This window comes from Marisediminicola sp. UYEF4 (assembly GCF_040546025.1).
Classification (GTDB): Bacteria; Actinomycetota; Actinomycetes; order Actinomycetales; family Microbacteriaceae; genus Marisediminicola.
This window is the reverse complement of record NZ_JBEPNA010000001.1, coordinates 483612-499254: the sequence shown is the minus strand read 5'-3', so window position 1 is coordinate 499254 and position 15643 is coordinate 483612. Positions and strand designations below refer to the sequence as shown.

Here is a 15643-nt window from a genome sequence, read left to right as displayed (position 1 = left end):
CACTTCGTTGTTGGTGATTGCCGCTGAACGGGCTATTCGTTTTCCGGCACGTACGCCTCGGCGTCCGCTTCGACGTCGGCGCGATCGAAGTCGTTCGCGTAGTCGATGAAGTCGTCGTTGAGTACGGACTCCGCGTCAACCTCCTGGTAATCATCCGACGTCGATGCGATCAGGTCGAGGAACTCCTGGGTGCCCTCCACATCGTGAGCGCCGTAGCGGTCCGGATCGGCCGGGGGAACCTGCTTGAGCGAGAGCTCGAACCTCAGCTTGCCCTGCGAGACGCCGTCGGCGTTCTCCTCGAATGCCGCCGGGATCGCGCCCTTAAGCATGTCGACGCAGGCGTCGTTGTTCGTGAGACAGAAGTGCATCCCCATCGCGGTGCCTCGGGCGAGCCGCTGGAGCGCCTCGGGCTTCTCGCTGAGCGTGTCCTGCGTCGTGATGATGCCACGGGCGGGGAAGGTGTTGTAGATTTCCGGCGTCAGGTCGAGCAGGTCAACCCCGGCCGTCTGCAGCGCGAAAATATCGTTGTAGGCCGTCGAGTAGGCGTCCACAGAGCCGGACTCGAGCGCGGCCAGCGTCTCCGGTCCGCCATCGCCGATCGGGATCAGCTGGACGTCGGTGATCGGGTCGATGCCCTCGGCCCGCAGCGCGGCCTCGAGGAACGCGACCTCGCCTCCGCCGGCCTCCGAGATTCCGATGTTCATCCCATTCAACCCGGCGATGTCGGTGATGCCCTCGCTCTCCGGCACGAAGATACCGAAGATGGCGCCGCTCGAGTAGGTGAAGACGTTCACCACCGGGAGACCGACAAGGGCCGCTTCTCCGAAGGCGGGCGCCGAGGGGTTACCAGCGTCCGCGTTGCCGGCGATGACCTGCTCCATCGCCGAACCGCTTCCGCCGGCGCCGACGAACTCCATGGTGAGACCTTGGTCTTCGTAGTAGCCCAGGGTGTCGGCGGCGAGCCACCCCCACCATTCCGCGGTGTATTTGTCCTCGGCTGCCATCGCCATGGTGAGTTCGTACTGTTCACCTTCGCCTCCGCCTCCGTCTCCACCCTCGGGCGTGTCGGCGGAGCATCCGGCGAGCGCCAGCGCCCCTACCGCGACAATAGCTGTGAGTGTTAGCTGCTTCTTCATGCTCGAATCTCCTTTGGTTCGGTGCATTGATCTGTTTCTGGATTGCTGGCACTGGTGCGACGAGAGTCGGGAGGCCGTCGTGCCGGTGGGCCTGAAGACAATGTGACAGCCCCGAGTCGCATTGTCAAGACACTGTCTTACTTTTTACCATTTTGGAACGTTAGCTGTGTAAATGCCTGATGAAATGGGGTTTTGGCAAGGCACGCCGGAGGTGCGGCGGTGCACATGTCGATCAAACGGGTAGGGAGGCAGGTGAGTCTCGACGTAGCCTGCCTAGCTCGCATCGTCGCGTGGGGCGGCGATGACCAGCTCGGCCCCCGCCGTCATAAGGGCAAACGCATCCGGCATCGCTTCGGCCAGGGCTCGCTGAGCACGAAACCCGCTGCAGTGCATGGGCGAGACGAGCGAGAGCCCACGCTCGACGAGCCCGTCCACGGTCTGGTCGATCTTCTGTTGGGTGACGCCGGCGTGGGCCAGGTGGAAGCCACCGAGCACGCCGTGCATGCGGCGCACCCCGGTGAGGCTCGCGGCATGGTCGAGCGAACTGAGCACCCCGGAGTGGCCGCATGGGTCGAGCACGACGAGCCCGACGCCCTCGACATTGATGATGAGGGTGAGGTAGTCGTCGATGGGGTCGGGATGCACGTGGCCGTTCCGGATCGACATCCGTCCCGCCGGCACCTCCTTCTCGAACTCGACGGTGATGGGAATCTCGCCACTGGTTGTGATTCCCGGAGCGATCTCCAGCGGCTCGCGCACCGCGACGACGCCGGCGCCCGCCTCCGTCAACTCGCGCTCGGTGAGGCCGCGGTTGAAGTACTGGATCATCAGGTCCGGGCGCCGAATGGAGCGCGGGTGGAACGCGGAGGGGTGCACGATCAGCGGAACCCGTCTGCCGATCGCCTCGAGAGCCGCGTAGATGCCGCCGAAGTGGTCCGGATGCCCGTGGCTGAGCACGACCTGGTCGACTTCGGACAGGTCGATCCCGAGTACCCGGGCATTGTGGATGATCGGAATGCCGCTCATCCCCGCATCGAACAGGATCGTCGTCGTACGCCCGGCCGTTGTCGCTTTGATCAGAAAGGAAATGCCATTTTCAGCGAGCGGGGTGCCTCGCCGCGGCAAGAAGTGCTCGGCCATTCCCTGCCGGCGGATGCCGGGCGAGTCCTGCATGAGCATGTCGATGTAGTTGTCGACGAGCACGGTAATGGACAGGTGCTCACAGGTTTGCACGAGGGGTTCTCCTTCGGTCGTTTCATGCGCTGGGTTCGTTGGACAGGATTGCGCTCGCGTGCGCCGCGAGGGTCATCCCCATACCGTGCACGAGCGAGAGCTGTGCGCCCGGAATCTGTCGGCGTCCCGCAGTGCCGCGCAATTGCTGCACCGCCTCAATCACGAGGAACATGCCGAGCATCCCGGGGTGGGTGTAGGAGAGCCCGGCGCCGTTGGTGTTGAGCGCAAGCGAGCCGCCGGGCGCGACCCGTCCGTTCTCGACGAACGCGCCCCCCTCCCCCTTCTCGCAGAACCCGAGATCCTCGAGCAGCACAAGCAGGCTGATCGTGAAGGCGTCATAGACGTGGGCGGTGTCGATGTCGTTTCTCGTGACGCCCGCCATGTCGAACGCGCGGTTGGCGCTGTGCACGGCGTGGGTGGTCGTGAGGTCGGCCATCTGCGAGATGTTGCGGTGGTTCTGCGCTTCGCCGGCGCCGAGCAGGTACACGGGGTCGCCCCGCAGGTCCCTCGCCCGCGCGGCCGACGTCACCACGACGGCTCCCCCGCCGTCGGTCACGAGGCAACAGTCGAGCTTGTGCAGGGGGCTCGCGATGACGGGCGAGGAGAGCACCTCGTCGACGGTGAGCGGAGTCGGGTAGGGCGCGTCGTCGGTGAGCATCGACCACTGCCTGGCCGACACGGCGAGCTCGGCCAATTGTGCGCTCGTCGTTCCGTACTGGGCCATGTGCCGGTGGGCGACCATACCGAATGCGCCGATCGGGTGAATGAGCCCGTAGGGCAGTTCGTAGGCGGACTGCTCGGCGATGCTGACGAGCCTGCCAGCGTCGCTGCGTTGGGTGCTGCCGTAGGCGATCAGGGCCACCTCACAGAGTCCCGCCTCGATGGCAGCCGCGGCGTGGGCGAGCTGGGCCACGAAAGCGCAGCCGCCGATCGAGGTCGAGTCGACGTAGCGCGGATGGATCCCGAGGTATTCGCCGAGTGTGAGGGTGGGCATCGCGTAGTACGACGACGACGTGAAGAGGCCGTCGACGTCGGAGAGTCGCAGCCCGGCATCCTCGAGCGCCCGCTTGGCGGCGACCGCCATCAGACCGGCGGGAGACTTGCCCGCGGTGCGGAACACGTCGACCTGCGCGGCGCCGACGATGGCCACCTTGCCGCTGATGCTCATGCTGTCGTCTCCCCGAGTCTGCTTCGCGGGCGGAAGCGGGGCAGGGTCAGCTCGTCCGTGACATCGTCGAAGACGGTTTCGACGGCGAGGCCCACGTGCACCTGCTCCGGATCGCAGTCGACGATATTGGCGAACAGGCGGAATCCCTCCTCCATGTCCGCGAGCACGAGGGTGTAGGGGACGTCGTGCTGGAAAAAGGGGTGCGCCGCCCGGTGCTGGGTCGTGAAGGAATACACCCGTCCGAGCCCGGACGATCGCTCGATGGACAGGTTCTCCGATCCGCACTCCGGACAGATCGTGCGCAGGTAGAACACTGCGCGAGCGCAGTCGCCACAGCGTTGAAAGACGACTTCGCGCTGTCGGGCGTGCGCGTAGAAGACCTGCTCCTCGCCGCGGAGGATGGCGGTGGGCCTGGCAGGGGCCGTGTCGGTCATGCTCCCGGTGTCCTCTCCTGTGCGGCGAGCGCCTGCTGCACGGCGGCGGCGACCTCGGCCGTGGTCGCGGACCCGCCGAGATCCGGGGTACGAATGTCGGACTCGCCGAGAACCGCGTGGATCGCGTCGAGGATCGCAGCGGCCGACTCCGCCTCACCCAAATGGTCGAGCATCATCGCCGCGGACCAGATTTGACCGATGGGGTTGGCGACCCCCGCGCCCGCAATATCGGGGGCGGATCCGTGGACGGGCTCGAACATCGACGGATGCACACCCTCCGGGTTGAGATTCGCCGAGGGTGCCATTCCCATACTTCCGACGATGACGGCGCCGATGTCGGTCAGGATGTCGCCGAAGAGGTTGGAACCGACGACGACATCGAGCTCATGCGGGTGGCTCACGAAGCGCGCGGCGAGCGCGTCGACGTGCATGAGCCTGCCCTCGACGTCCGGGTACTCCGCCATGACCTGCCCGAACACCTCGTCCCAGAAGGTCATGCTGTGAATGATCCCGTTCGACTTCGTCGCCGAGATGAGGCGCCTCTCACGCGTCCGGGCGAGATCGGCGGCGAATTTCACCACCCGCTCGATGCCCCGGCGCGTGAAGATCGCCTCTTGCACCGCGAACTCCTGCGGTGTTCCGGGGAACACGCGCCCGCCGACCTCGGAGTACTCCCCCTCGCTGTTCTCCCGGACGACGAGGATGTCGATCCCCCGGTCGCTGTGTCGCAGCGGGCTCTCCACCCCGGGCAGGAGTTTGGCGGGGCGCAGATTGATGTACTGGTCGAATGCGCGGCGGATGGGGATCAGCAGCCCCCAGAGGGACACGTGGTCGGGCAGGCTCGGATCTCCGACCGCACCGAGCAGGATCGCATCCTGCTCCGCGAGGCGGTCGATCCCGTCGCTCGGCATCATCGCGCCGGTCTTGGTGTAGTAGTCGCAGCTCCACGGGTATTCGACCCAGTCGACGTCGAATCCAAACCGCGTCCCGACCGTCTCGACCACCTCGAGCGCCGGCGGCATGACCTCGCGCCCGATGCCGTCGCCCGCGAGCACGGCGACCGGGATGCGCCGCCGAGAGCCCCCGTCCGCCGCCATTACTTAATGGCCATCGGGTTCACCGGCGACCCGACGGCGCGTGTGAACGGGAGCGGAGGGGCACAGAAGAAGAAGTCATACTGGCCGTCTTCGGCGCAGTCTGCCGCGAGGTCCTCGAGGTCGAAGATCTCGCCGACGAACAGCCCCATCGCGACGAGGAAGATGCAGTGCAGGGGCTGGAAGACATCCGGGCTCTCGTTCGGCAGCACCTCCATCCCCCAGGTGTCGGTGGCAAGTGCAGCGATCTCCCGCTCCGCCACCCATGGCACGCTCGCGAACCCGAGACCAGGAGCCGACCCGGCAGAATAGTCCTTCCAGTTCCCTTTGCGGTCGCCCATCTGGCCGGTGCGCACCATGACGAAGTCGCCTCGACCGACCGTGACCCCCTGCGCCGCCTCGCACGCCTCGAGGTCCTCGGCGGTGATCGCGTACCCCGGTTCGAGGAAGTCCACGCCCTTCAGCCTCGCCACGTCGAGCAGCACCCCGCGCCCGGCGATCTGGTTCTTGGCCTGGGCGATGTCGCCGTGGGTGGCACCCTTGCTGGTGACCGCCTTGGGGGTGAATCCGTTGTACATGTGCCCATCGAAGAAGATGTGGGCGAGGGCGTCCCATTGGGTCCCCGACTGGAGCGGCATAATGATCATGTCATCGGTGCCGCGGATGTGCCGGTCGTTGCCGCCGTAGAAGTCATCGATGACCGTGCCGTTGGCGATGTCTCCCCCATCGCGAAACATGAGGTGGATGGGGTTGAAGCGACCGCCGAACCCGCCGCCGCTCTGTGGCCCGTTCTGGTCGAAGTTGAGCCCGAGCGAGATGCGCTTGCCGGACCGGATGCTGGCCGCGGCCTTCGCGACGATCTCCGGGGTGACGTGGTTGAGGGTACCCCGCTGGTCGTCGGCACCCCAGCGGCCCCAGTTTGAGTATTTCCTGCTGAGTTCTCGCACGGTCTCGACGTCGGGCGTTGACGTCTGCGTGGTGGGCATCTCGGTTGTCATGGGGTCTCCTTCTGATCGGTGTGGGGAAGCTACGAAGTGACGGTGCTGGGCGTAACGGTGCTGGGTCTGGTCGAGCGAATGCCGGCGTCGAACCGGGTCCCCGCGGCGTAGTCTCCCGAGCGGAGGCGATGCTTCTCGACCTTCGAAGTCGGTGTCTTCGGCAGGGCGCCGACGACCTCGATGTAACGCGGAACCTTGAACGCGGCGAGCTGGTCGGCGCACCAGCCGACGATCGCCGCCGGGTCGACCACGTGGTCGGGGCGAGCCACCACGAAGGCGCACAGTTCCTCGTCCGTGAGGTCGGAGGGAACGCCGATCACCGCGGACTCCATCACATCGGCGTGCTGGCTGATGACGTTCTCGACCTCGAGTGACGACACGTTCTCGCCGCGCCTGCGCACGATGTCCTTCTTGCGGTCGACGAAGAAGAACCAGCCGTCCTCGTCCTGCCAGGCGCTGTCGCCCGTGTGCAGCCAGCCGTCGACGAGGGCCTCGGCTGTCTTCTCCGGCTCCTTGAAGTAGCCGAGCATCATCGCCGCGTTGCGAACGACAAGCTCGCCGATGGTCCCGGCGGGCACCTCGGCGCCATCCGCATCCACGACCTTGACCTCGGTGGGCGGCACGGAGGGGTCCGGATGGGATCGGGGCACGCCCATCGACCCGGGTTTCCGTTCGGCGTCGACGGGCTCGAGCAGTCCGTAGGTGGTCTCGCTCATCCCGAATCCGGAGATGCACGCGATGCCGAAGCGCTCCTCGATTTCCTGGCGCACCTCGGACGGCAGTGCCGGAACCCCGTAGGCGACGCGCACCTTGTGGTTCCGGTCCTCGGCGCTGGGTGCGCTTTTGGAGAGAATCACCGTCATCGCCCCGATGAAGTTGAAGACGGTGACTCCGTGGCGGCGCACGTCCGGCCAGAACCTGCTGGCGCTGAAGCGCGGCGCAAGCACGATCGCGCCCTCCGCGCCGATCGCGCCCATCGTCGAGTACGCCTGCGAGTTGATATGGAACAGGGGCAGGCAGGCGTAGATGCGATCGCCCTTCTCCATCTTCATCCAGTACGGGTAGGCCTGCCCGGTGAGCACGTAGTTGCGGTGCGTCTGCATCACGCCCTTCGGCTTGCCGGTCGTACCGGAGGTGTAGATGAGGCTGATGATGTCGTCGCCGGAGATGTGCACCGCCGGCACATGCCCGTTCAGCTGCGCTGCCGACGACACGAAGTCGTCGTAGTCGTCGGCGGGGCCGAGCGAGAAGGTGCTCGAGAGCGACGGCACGCTCTGCTCGATCCGGCGGAAAACGGCGGCGTGCGCCGGGTCGATCAGAGCAAACCTGGCCTCGGAGTGCTCAACGAGATAGCTCGCCTCGGCGAACTTGAATCCGGTGTTGATCGCCACCAGCACCGCGCCGAGTTTCGCGAGGCCGAGCCAGGCATGGAGGAATCCCGGGCTGTTGTCGGCCATGAATGCCACCCGGTCGCCCTTGCGGACCCCGATGTGGTGCCAGTACGCGGCCGCGGTGTCCACGTGGGCATTGAACTGCTCGTAGGTCTCCTCCTCGTCGCCCCAGATCAGGAAGGTCGATGTCGGGTTGCGGCGGACGGCATCTTCGAGAAAGCTGCGGACGTTGAGGTCGTTGAGGTTCATGCGGTGTCCTTGCATTGGAGAGTCAGACGGTTGCCCGTTGGGCGGAACCTTTGGGGGCGAGAGCGTCGATGTCGGTGACGACGTCGATCAGGACCGGGCCGTTCATTGCCACGGCGCGCGCGATGGCCGGCTCGAGGTCCTGGGGCCGGGTCACGCGGATGCCGGTCACGCCGAGCGACTCGGCGACGCGCGACAGGTCGAGGTCCTCGAAGTGCCACAGCTCGTGGTGGCGACCCCCGAGCGATCCCCCATAGGCCACGGTGTACGGGTTGATCTCCTGGTTGAGCGATCGGTTGTCATTGACCACGACGACGAGCGGCACCTTCCAGCGCGCGGCCGTCTCGAGTTCGGCGAGGTGATAGAACAGCCCCCCGTCGCCGGTGAAGACCACGACTTGGGCATCCGGACGCGCGATCTGGGCCCCGATCCCGGCGGGAAGGCCCCAGCCGAGCGAGCCAGCCGCTCGGAGGAACCCCTGGCCGGGCTTCGCGAGGTCAAGGTACCCACCGGTCCACATACCCGCGTGCCCGGTGTCGGCCACGATGATCGCGTTGTCGGGGACGAGGCGGCCGAGTTCGCTCGCGAGGCGCTCAGGTCTGATCGGCTCGGCCTCCGAGTCGAGACGATCGGCGAGGCGGTCCCGCCAGCGGCACCCGAGCTCTCTGGTTCGCGCAACCCAGTCGGCCGTGCGGGAGGGGTCGGCATCCGACAGCGCATCGAGGAGGGCAGCAAGGCCGAGCCGGGCATCCGCGGCGACGGGGATCGTGTTCGGGTAGTGGCGGCCGAGCTCCGTGGGCTCGATGTCGAGGTGCACGATCTGAGTGCTCGTCGGCGGAACCTGCCAGGTGAGGGTGACCTGGCTGCCTGTTTGGCTGCCCACATAGAAGACCACGTCCGCTTCGAGGATGATCTCGTTGGCGCTGGCCCGCGCGTAGAGACCGGGAACACCGATCGCCAGCGGGTGATCGCCGGGCACGGTGTCCTTGCCGTTGAGCGAGGTGGCGATCGGCGCACCGAGCCGCTCGGCGAGCGCGACGACCTCGCTTGACGCACCGGATGCGCGAACGCCACCGCCCGAGACGATGACCGGTCTCCGCGCCTCACGCAGAACTCGGGCGGCGCGGGCAACGGCGGCGGGATCCGGCGCGACTCGCATGCCGGGGACGCTGCGGGGCTGCGGGGCGGGCAGCTCCGCCGAGATGGTCTGGTTCTCGACGGTGTCGCCGGTGTGGCCGGCGAGCTCGAGGTGCGCGGGACCGGGCTTGCCGACGGTGGCATCCCGGAAGGCCTGGTCGAGCTGGTCTGGCAGTCGCTGCGCATCGAGAACCTGCCGGCTCGACTTCGTGACGGGCTTGAAGAGCGGGAAGTCCTCGATCTCCTGGTAGTAGTTGCGGCCGCGGCTGTACTCGTACGGCCCGCCGGTCAGCGCAATGACGGGTGAGCAGCCGAGATAGGCGTCGCGCAGCCCGGCGGCAAGGTTCGCACCGCCGATGTTCTGCGCCATGCAGACACCCGGGCGACCGGTGGCGCGCGCGTAGCCGTCGGCCATATAGGCGGCGGCCTTCTCACCGTGGGTGACGATCCTCTTGATCTCGGTCTCCCGTTCCATCGTGACGAGGGTCGCGCTGAGCGACGTCGGCACCAGAAACACGGCGGACACCCCATACGCGTCGAGGGCTCGGGAGAGGTATTCCGCCCCGGTCATTTCTGTCACGTAGACCACCTTGTCTCAATGTATGTCTTGTTGAGCAAGACAACGTCTTGTTATTCTGGCGTGAGATTATGGAGGTGTCAAGATCGCAATTCGCCCGTGTCGTAACATGTGCAGTGTGCCGAACGGGCGATGCCCGTGCGGCCTGGGCGGGCCGGATGGCACGGATGAGACGGATGCGAATGTCCGCAACGAACAGGTGGAATGCCGTGGAAGCTGACAAGGACGAGCCGCACGGCGTCGGCCCGAAGTCCGGGATCCTTGCCAGGGCGATCGCCCTCCTTGAGCTCGTCTCAACGCACGCCGACGGCATCGGCGTGCGCGAGGCCGCCCGACAGACCGGCATCGACCGCAGCGCAGTGAGCCGCATCCTCACCCAGTTCGAGGAGATGGGGTACGTGGAGCAAGAGCGCGATCGCGGACTCTATTCAGCCGGTCCCCGTCTGTTCGCTATCGTGGCCGCGCTCGGCGAGCGCGACACGCTCGTCAAGGCGGCTGAGCCGTTCCTCAAGGACCTCGTCGCCAAGTACAACGAGACCTGCTACGTCGCCTCCAGGGTCGACGATTCGCTTGTGTTCCGCGGAAAGGTCGATTGCGAGCACACGATTCGTTACGTGATCGAGCTCGGCAAGCCGTTCCCCCTCGTCAGCGGGGCCTCGGGGATGGCCATCCTCGCCGGAATGCCACCAGAGGAGAGCGACAGGATAATCGCTAGCGGTCTGGTCGCCCACACACCACAGAGCATCACCGATGCGGACGAGTTCCGTCGGCAGCTGCAGGTCGACCGTGACCTCGGCTACACGTACAGCCCCGGCCGCTGGGTGCGCAACGGCGCCGGTATCGCCGCCCCGTTCTTCGATGCGACCGGCCGCTGTGCGGGCGCGATCACGCTCAGCTGTCCCGCCGACCGCCTCGAGTCGCTGTCGATCGACGAAGTCGGCGCGTCCATCCGCGCCGCGGCAGCCGAGCTCTCCCGCCGGCTCGGCTACTTCCCAGCCGCCGTTCCGCTCGCCTAGCCGGCTCCCTGCATCATTCCGAGTCGATGAAGCGGTCGGCGATGTCACCCCTGGTTCCGATCCACATTCCGAGCCTGCGCGCGGTCGAGACGATCTGCGCCAGAGCGGCCAATCCGGCGGGCCGGCCACCGACGTGGGCGTGCACGGTGACATCGATGTAACCAACACGGCGGTCACGGAGCAGACCGTTGGCCGCGAATTCGAAACTCTTCGCGAGTTCTCTCGTCGGCTGGCCATAGCGCACCGTCATCGGGAGGTCGTTGACTTCCAAGCCGAACGGCAGGGCGACGATACCCCCGCCCGGTGTGTCCATCCGGTACGGCAGGTCGGCGTCGAACACGTCCCCGAACCATTCGAATCCAGCGTGAGCGAGCAGTTCCGCCGTGTTCCCACTCGGAGTGCAGCGCGGACTGATCCAGCCGCGTGGACGCTGCCCCCCGACGCGCTCGAGCTCGTCGGCGCAGCGCTGGATCTCGTCCCGCTCATCCCCTATCGCGAGGGCGGCGGGGATGCGGTCCTGCGACCACGAGTGGGCGCACAGCTCGTGCCCGCCGTCGACGATTGCCCGCACCGAATCGGGTGCCGTCTCGGTCAGGATGCCGCTGGCGTAGAACGACGCCGCGAGCGACTCCCGTTCGAGGAAGTCGAGCAGCGCCCAGATGCCAGTCCGCGGTCCATAGCGCGCCCAGGAAACCGCTTGGTGGTCGACGACACCGGGCGGCAGCGGGTTGCCCATCGGCCCGAGGCCGGGCGACGCATCCGGGGCCCACTGCTCGTACATCACGTTGAGCACGAGGGCGGCGGTCACGCCTCCCGGCCACGGGGTGGCAGCGGTGTCGGTCATGAGTGGTGGCCTTCCTGAGCGCGGTTGGGGTCGTTCGGTGGGTTCACATGGGGAGCGAGGATGCCGTGGAGCACGCGATCCGACGAGAAACCCGGCGCCGCGAGATCGCGGACCATCGCCACGGGCCGGGCAAGGTCTGTCGGGTCGACAAAGGGAAAGTCGGTGCCGAACACCAGCGACCCGGCCGGCAGGGTGTCAATCGCGAGACGCAATGTCGCGGGGGTCGAGTTGGCTGTGTCGAAGAGCAACCGTTCAAGGCGGACTCCGCCGCGCGACGAGGTTCCAAGCAGGTCGGCTTCCAGTTGCCAGCGCCAGAGCAGCCGGTGCAACAGGAACGGGAGCGTTCCGCCGAGGTGGGGCACCACCCAGTTCAGGCGACTGTACCGGTCGAGGATTCCGGAGCACAGCAGCCGCACGGCAGCGATCGTGTCGTCGAACGGCGCACCGAGCGCCCACTCCATCGAGTAGTCGTCGAGAACGCCGGGGGCGCAGAAGCCGTCGGGGTGCACGAGCACGAGTGCCGGCGCCTCGTTCATCGCCGCGTAGACCTCGTCCCAGCGCGGATCGTCGATGCCGGCCCCGTCAATGTGGGTGGGGATGGTGTAGCCGACGAATCCGGGCAGGGTGCGCGCGCGGCGCACCTCGGCGACCGCCTCCGGCACGTGCGGGAAGGGAAGGGTCGCAAGGAACCTCAGCCGATCGGGATACTCCGCGGAAGCGGCAGCGCACCCGTCGTTGTGCGCGGCCGTGAGTCGGGCGCGCTGCCGGGGGTCCGGATGCCAGATGTTGAGCGACGCGAAGCTCAGCACCTGAACGCCGATCCCGGCGGAGTCGAGCAGCCGGATTCGCTCTCGCAGGTCGCCCGTGAAGGTCGGCACCTTCTGGATGATGCCGTGTCGGAGGAAGGCCCGAGCAACCTCGGAATGACGGCCGGACTCGCCGGCCACCTCGGCCACGACTAGCGTGTACTCGGGCGGGTAGTAGTGCGCGTGCACGTCATGGGCGATCATCTGACGGCCTCCCTCTGCCGGTCTCGAACGGCCTCCGCTCATTGCTGCTCCTCAGTTGGGTGTGGCCCGGTTGCAACGGGCTCAGTGGGCGGAAACAGCCGTGGCGGCGCGCTCGACGTCGCCGGCGATAATCGCCTCGACGAGCTCGCGGTGCACGGCGATGCGATGCCCGACGTACGCATCCGGATCCTCACTCAGGTCGTTGACGGCGAGGTCGGACTGGTCGTTGATGATGTGCATCATCGTGAGGTAGATCGCGGTGAGCATGGTGTTCGGGGTGATCGAGGCGATCGCGAGGTGAAGCTCCCAGTTGGCGCGGATGAACCGATCGCGGTCGCTGCTCGCGGCGGCGAGGGCCGCGAGCAGGCGATTCAGCCGCTTCGAATCCGCCGCAGTGCGATGGCGGGTGGCGTTCTCGACGACGAGCGGCTCGAGGGACTCGCGGATGGCAAGCGCATCGGCGACCGTCGACGCCTCGCCGTGCACAGCGAGGAGGGTGTGGCGCAACCGAACGACCGGGCCGGTCTGGGCGACAAAAATTCCGCCGCCCCGACCCGGCCTGATCTCGACGAGGCCGCGGTCGATCAGGATCCGCACGGCCTCGCTCACCGTCGCCCGCGCGAACCCGGATTCCGCACGCCAGCTGTCGAGCGTTCCGAGCGAGTCGCCCTGGACCAGTCCCCGCTCGATAATCGACGCCTCGATTCGCTCGAGCAACGTCTGGGCGCGGGTCAGTGGCGCGGCGGGTGACATGGCACGAAACCTAACACGCACCGGACATGCACGACCAGCAAATACTTAAAAGGTTCGTATGTTTAGCTTTCCCCGGCTAGCCTGTCACGTGACGGTCTGCCCGCACCTCGACCGCAGGCACAAGGAGCGAACGTGAGACTCATCGGCATCCAGCATCCGCACGGCGGCATCGACATCGCGCGCCGAGGAGGCGACGGCACGGCGACGCCGCTCGCTCCCCTCGCCATCTTCTGGGAAGACCCGGCCGGCTGGATCCGGCGCGCCGACGAGGCGACCGCGAGCGTGCCGCTCGAATCGGTGACGATCGTGCCGCCGGTGCTGCCCTCTGCCCGCGTGCTCTGCCTCGGCCTCAACTACCGGGCCCATGCGGCCGAGGGGTCGTTCGAGGTGCCCGAGTTCCCGATGATCTTCGGGCGCTGGACGGTCTCGCTCACGGTGGACGGCACGCCTGCGCCGGTGCCGGTCGACGAGCTGGGGCTCGACTGGGAAGCAGAGGTGGCCGCGTTCGTCGGCGCACCGCTGCGGAACGCCGATGCGGACACCGCCGGGGCGTCCGTCGTTGGCTACGCCGCGTTCAACGACCTCAGCGCTCGACGGGCGCAGAAGCTGACGGCGCAGTGGACCCTCGGGAAGAACGCGGATGCCTCCGGCCCTGTCGGCGATCTCGTCACCGCCGATGAGGTGGGAGACCTGCGCGACGGGCTGCGGGTCCGCACCCGGGTGAACGGCGAGACGATGCAGGACGGCAACACCCGCGACATGATCTTCGAGCTCGGAGACGTGCTCGCACTCGTCAGCCGCACGATGACCCTCAACCCTGGTGACATCATCGTGACGGGCACGCCGGAGGGCGTCGGCTACGCACGGAACCCGCCGATCTACCTCACCGACGGGGACGTCGTGGAGGTCGAGGTCGAGAGGATGGGCATCGTCCGCACACCGATCGTCGGCCCCATGCGTTGAAGTTCCCTGTCACTCCTGAAAGAACGGTGGGCTACTCGGCGGAGATCGAGTCGAGGGTGAGTTCCGGATGCTCGCGCCGCAGCGTCCGCAGCTTCCACTCGTTGGCGAACAGCGCGATCAGCCGGCCGTCGGAGGCCATCGTCACCTCGGTCGAGGAGTGCTTCGCGAGCACCTTCGCCGTCTCGGCGTCGATCAGGCAGGCGACCGTGTACGGCAGCGCGTCGAAAGCGATCGGCGCACGGTACTCGTTCGCCATCCGCTCGGTCGCGACCTCGAACTGCATCGGGCCGACGGCGGCGAGGATCGGGGTCTGGTCGCCGCGCCGGTCGGAGTGCAGCACCTGGATGACGCCCTCGTGGTCGAGCTGCTCGATTCCCTTGCGGAACTGCTTGTGCTTGCTGCTGTCGGTGGAACGCGCCGCGCGGAAGTGCTCGGGCTGGAACCTCGGCATCGGAGGGTAGACGACCGGGCCGCCCATGAACAGGGTGTCGCCTGGGCGCAGCGCCGAGGCGTTGATCAGGCCGACGATGTCGCCGGGCCACGCGGTGTCGACGGTTTCGCGGTCCTTGCCGAACATCTGTTGGGCGTACTTGGTGGCGAACGGGCGTCCGCTCGGCTCGTGGGTCACGGTCATCCCGCGCTCGAACACGCCGGAGCAGACCCGCACGAAGGCGACCCGGTCGCGGTGGTTGGAGTCCATCCCGGACTGCACCTTGAACACGAACCCGGAGAACGCGGAGTTCACAGCCCGGCGCACGCCGGAGGTGTCGGCGCGGGCCTCGGCGGACGGCGCGAGGTCGACGAGGGTGTCGAGCAGCTGGCGCACGCCGATGTTGAGCGCCGCGGCGCCGAACAGCACCGGGGTCGAGGCGGCGGAGAGGAAAAGCGACTCGTCGTGACGGTGCCCCTCCTCGCGCAGCAGGCCGGTCTCCTCGACCGCCGTCTGCCACGCTGGCCCGGCGATCGCGGTCGCGTCCTCCGCCGGAACGGTCTCCTCGCTGGCGATCGTCGCCCCGCCGGCGGTGCGGTGGAAGCGCACGAACTGCCCGCTGTCGCAGTCGACGAGCCCGCGGAAGTCGCCCGACTCGCCCACAGGCCAGGTGAGCGGCGTCGGGAAGAGGCCGGTGCGCTTCTCGATCTCGTCCATCAGGGCGAGGGCGTCGCCACCGGGACGGTCCCACTTGTTGATCATCGTGATGAGCGGGATGCCGCGGCGTTTACACACCTCGAAGAGCTTCATGGTCTGCGCCTCGAGGCCCTTGGCCGCGTCGACGAGCATGATGGCGGCATCCACCGCGGCGAGCACCCGGTAGGTGTCCTCCGAGAAGTCGGCGTGGCCGGGGGTGTCGACGAGGTTGATGATCGTGTCGCGGTGGGTGAACTGGATCGCCGCGGAGCTGATCGAGATGCCGCGTTCCTTCTCCATCGTCATCCAGTCCGACACGGTCGCCCGCCGGCCGGCCTTGCCGTGGGTCGCCCCCGCCTCACCGATGGCGTGCGCGTGCAGCAGCAGCGCCTCGGTGAGTGTGGACTTTCCGGCATCCGGATGGGAGATCACGGCGATGGTTCGCCGCTTGAGGGCCTCGTCGAGAACCCGCAGGTTGTCGACGCCGTCCCTCGTTTCCACAGCGCTCATGTGTGCT

14 protein-coding genes are annotated in these 15643 nt (G+C 67.3%); 2 read left to right on the top strand and 12 right to left on the bottom strand.

Translation table 11 applies throughout. The features are described 5' to 3' along the window. Window positions 1–32: 32 nt before the first annotated feature. From ABIB15_RS02400 to ABIB15_RS02365, 8 genes are all read right to left on the bottom strand, one after another. Window positions 33–1136 (bottom strand): ABC transporter substrate-binding protein, encoded by a 1104-nt coding sequence (locus ABIB15_RS02400; RefSeq protein WP_354474940.1) that lies wholly within the window; start codon window positions 1134–1136, stop codon window positions 33–35. A 273-nt stretch (window positions 1137–1409) separates the two neighbouring features. Continuing rightward, entirely contained in the window at window positions 1410–2369 is a 960-nt protein-coding gene (locus ABIB15_RS02395) for an MBL fold metallo-hydrolase (RefSeq protein ID WP_354474939.1), read from the bottom strand. A gap of 22 nt (window positions 2370–2391) precedes the next feature. After that, a complete protein-coding gene (locus ABIB15_RS02390) occupies window positions 2392–3537 on the bottom strand; it encodes an acetyl-CoA acetyltransferase (RefSeq protein WP_354474938.1) in 1146 nt (381 codons plus the stop codon). Continuing rightward, complete coding sequence (locus ABIB15_RS02385) at window positions 3534–3971, bottom strand: Zn-ribbon domain-containing OB-fold protein (RefSeq protein ID WP_354474936.1); 438 nt, start codon at window positions 3969–3971, stop codon at window positions 3534–3536. The genes ABIB15_RS02390 and ABIB15_RS02385 overlap by 4 nt, the downstream gene beginning before the upstream one ends. Continuing rightward, entirely contained in the window at window positions 3968–5068 is a 1101-nt protein-coding gene (locus ABIB15_RS02380; protein WP_354474935.1) for a tartrate dehydrogenase, read from the bottom strand. The genes ABIB15_RS02385 and ABIB15_RS02380 overlap by 4 nt, the downstream gene beginning before the upstream one ends. After that, window positions 5068–6063 (bottom strand): cyclase family protein, encoded by a 996-nt coding sequence (locus tag ABIB15_RS02375; RefSeq protein WP_354474934.1) that lies wholly within the window; start codon window positions 6061–6063, stop codon window positions 5068–5070. The genes ABIB15_RS02380 and ABIB15_RS02375 overlap by 1 nt, the downstream gene beginning before the upstream one ends. 29 nt (window positions 6064–6092) lie before the next feature. Continuing rightward, window positions 6093–7703, bottom strand: a complete 1611-nt coding sequence (locus ABIB15_RS02370) for an AMP-binding protein (protein ID WP_354474933.1) — start codon at window positions 7701–7703, stop codon at window positions 6093–6095. A 22-nt stretch (window positions 7704–7725) separates the two neighbouring features. Beyond that, the gene (locus tag ABIB15_RS02365; RefSeq protein ID WP_354475134.1) at window positions 7726–9408 is read right to left on the bottom strand and encodes a thiamine pyrophosphate-binding protein; all 1683 of its coding nucleotides are present in this window, start codon (window positions 9406–9408) and stop codon (window positions 7726–7728) included. A 188-nt stretch (window positions 9409–9596) separates the two neighbouring features. Between ABIB15_RS02365 and ABIB15_RS02360 the strand changes: the two genes are divergently transcribed. Beyond that, window positions 9597–10430 (top strand): IclR family transcriptional regulator, encoded by an 834-nt coding sequence (locus tag ABIB15_RS02360; protein ID WP_354474932.1) that lies wholly within the window; start codon window positions 9597–9599, stop codon window positions 10428–10430. Between the two features lie 13 nt (window positions 10431–10443). On the opposite strand, the gene ABIB15_RS02355 is transcribed toward ABIB15_RS02360, so the two are convergent. From ABIB15_RS02355 to ABIB15_RS02345, 3 genes are all read right to left on the bottom strand, one after another. After that, entirely contained in the window at window positions 10444–11274 is an 831-nt protein-coding gene (locus ABIB15_RS02355; RefSeq protein ID WP_354474931.1) for a polysaccharide deacetylase family protein, read from the bottom strand. Further along, window positions 11271–12284, bottom strand: a complete 1014-nt coding sequence (locus ABIB15_RS02350) for an amidohydrolase family protein (RefSeq protein ID WP_354474930.1) — start codon at window positions 12282–12284, stop codon at window positions 11271–11273. Before ABIB15_RS02350 ends, ABIB15_RS02355 begins: the two co-directional genes overlap by 4 nt. 81 nt (window positions 12285–12365) lie before the next feature. Further along, the gene (locus ABIB15_RS02345) at window positions 12366–13037 is read right to left on the bottom strand and encodes a FadR/GntR family transcriptional regulator (RefSeq protein WP_354474929.1); all 672 of its coding nucleotides are present in this window, start codon (window positions 13035–13037) and stop codon (window positions 12366–12368) included. Between the two features lie 132 nt (window positions 13038–13169). Between ABIB15_RS02345 and ABIB15_RS02340 the strand changes: the two genes are divergently transcribed. After that, window positions 13170–14000, top strand: a complete 831-nt coding sequence (locus ABIB15_RS02340) for a fumarylacetoacetate hydrolase family protein (RefSeq protein ID WP_354474927.1) — start codon at window positions 13170–13172, stop codon at window positions 13998–14000. 31 nt (window positions 14001–14031) lie between these two features. On the opposite strand, the gene ABIB15_RS02335 is transcribed toward ABIB15_RS02340, so the two are convergent. Further along, on the bottom strand, window positions 14032–15636 hold the full coding sequence (locus ABIB15_RS02335) for a peptide chain release factor 3 (protein WP_354474925.1): 1605 nt from the start codon (window positions 15634–15636) through the stop codon (window positions 14032–14034). Window positions 15637–15643: the final 7 nt, after the last annotated feature.

What these genes read in the sequence shown, in the direction of transcription:
- ABIB15_RS02400 (WP_354474940.1), bottom strand. Translation starts at nt 1,136, where the DNA reads ATGAAGAAGCAGCTAACACTCACAGCTATTGTCGCGGTAGGGGCGCTG.
- ABIB15_RS02390 (WP_354474938.1), bottom strand. Translation starts at nt 3,537, where the DNA reads ATGAGCATCAGCGGCAAGGTGGCCATCGTCGGCGCCGCGCAGGTCGAC.
- ABIB15_RS02385 (WP_354474936.1), bottom strand. Translation starts at nt 3,971, where the DNA reads ATGACCGACACGGCCCCTGCCAGGCCCACCGCCATCCTCCGCGGCGAG.
- ABIB15_RS02380 (WP_354474935.1), bottom strand. Translation starts at nt 5,068, where the DNA reads ATGGCGGCGGACGGGGGCTCTCGGCGGCGCATCCCGGTCGCCGTGCTC.
- ABIB15_RS02375 (WP_354474934.1), bottom strand. Translation starts at nt 6,063, where the DNA reads ATGACAACCGAGATGCCCACCACGCAGACGTCAACGCCCGACGTCGAG.
- ABIB15_RS02370 (WP_354474933.1), bottom strand. Translation starts at nt 7,703, where the DNA reads ATGAACCTCAACGACCTCAACGTCCGCAGCTTTCTCGAAGATGCCGTC.
- ABIB15_RS02365 (WP_354475134.1), bottom strand. Translation starts at nt 9,408, where the DNA reads ATGACCGGGGCGGAATACCTCTCCCGAGCCCTCGACGCGTATGGGGTG.
- ABIB15_RS02360 (WP_354474932.1), top strand. Translation starts at nt 9,597, where the DNA reads ATGTCCGCAACGAACAGGTGGAATGCCGTGGAAGCTGACAAGGACGAG.
- ABIB15_RS02355 (WP_354474931.1), bottom strand. Translation starts at nt 11,274, where the DNA reads ATGACCGACACCGCTGCCACCCCGTGGCCGGGAGGCGTGACCGCCGCC.
- ABIB15_RS02350 (WP_354474930.1), bottom strand. Translation starts at nt 12,284, where the DNA reads ATGATCGCCCATGACGTGCACGCGCACTACTACCCGCCCGAGTACACG.
- ABIB15_RS02345 (WP_354474929.1), bottom strand. Translation starts at nt 13,037, where the DNA reads ATGTCACCCGCCGCGCCACTGACCCGCGCCCAGACGTTGCTCGAGCGA.
- ABIB15_RS02335 (WP_354474925.1), bottom strand. Translation starts at nt 15,636, where the DNA reads ATGAGCGCTGTGGAAACGAGGGACGGCGTCGACAACCTGCGGGTTCTC.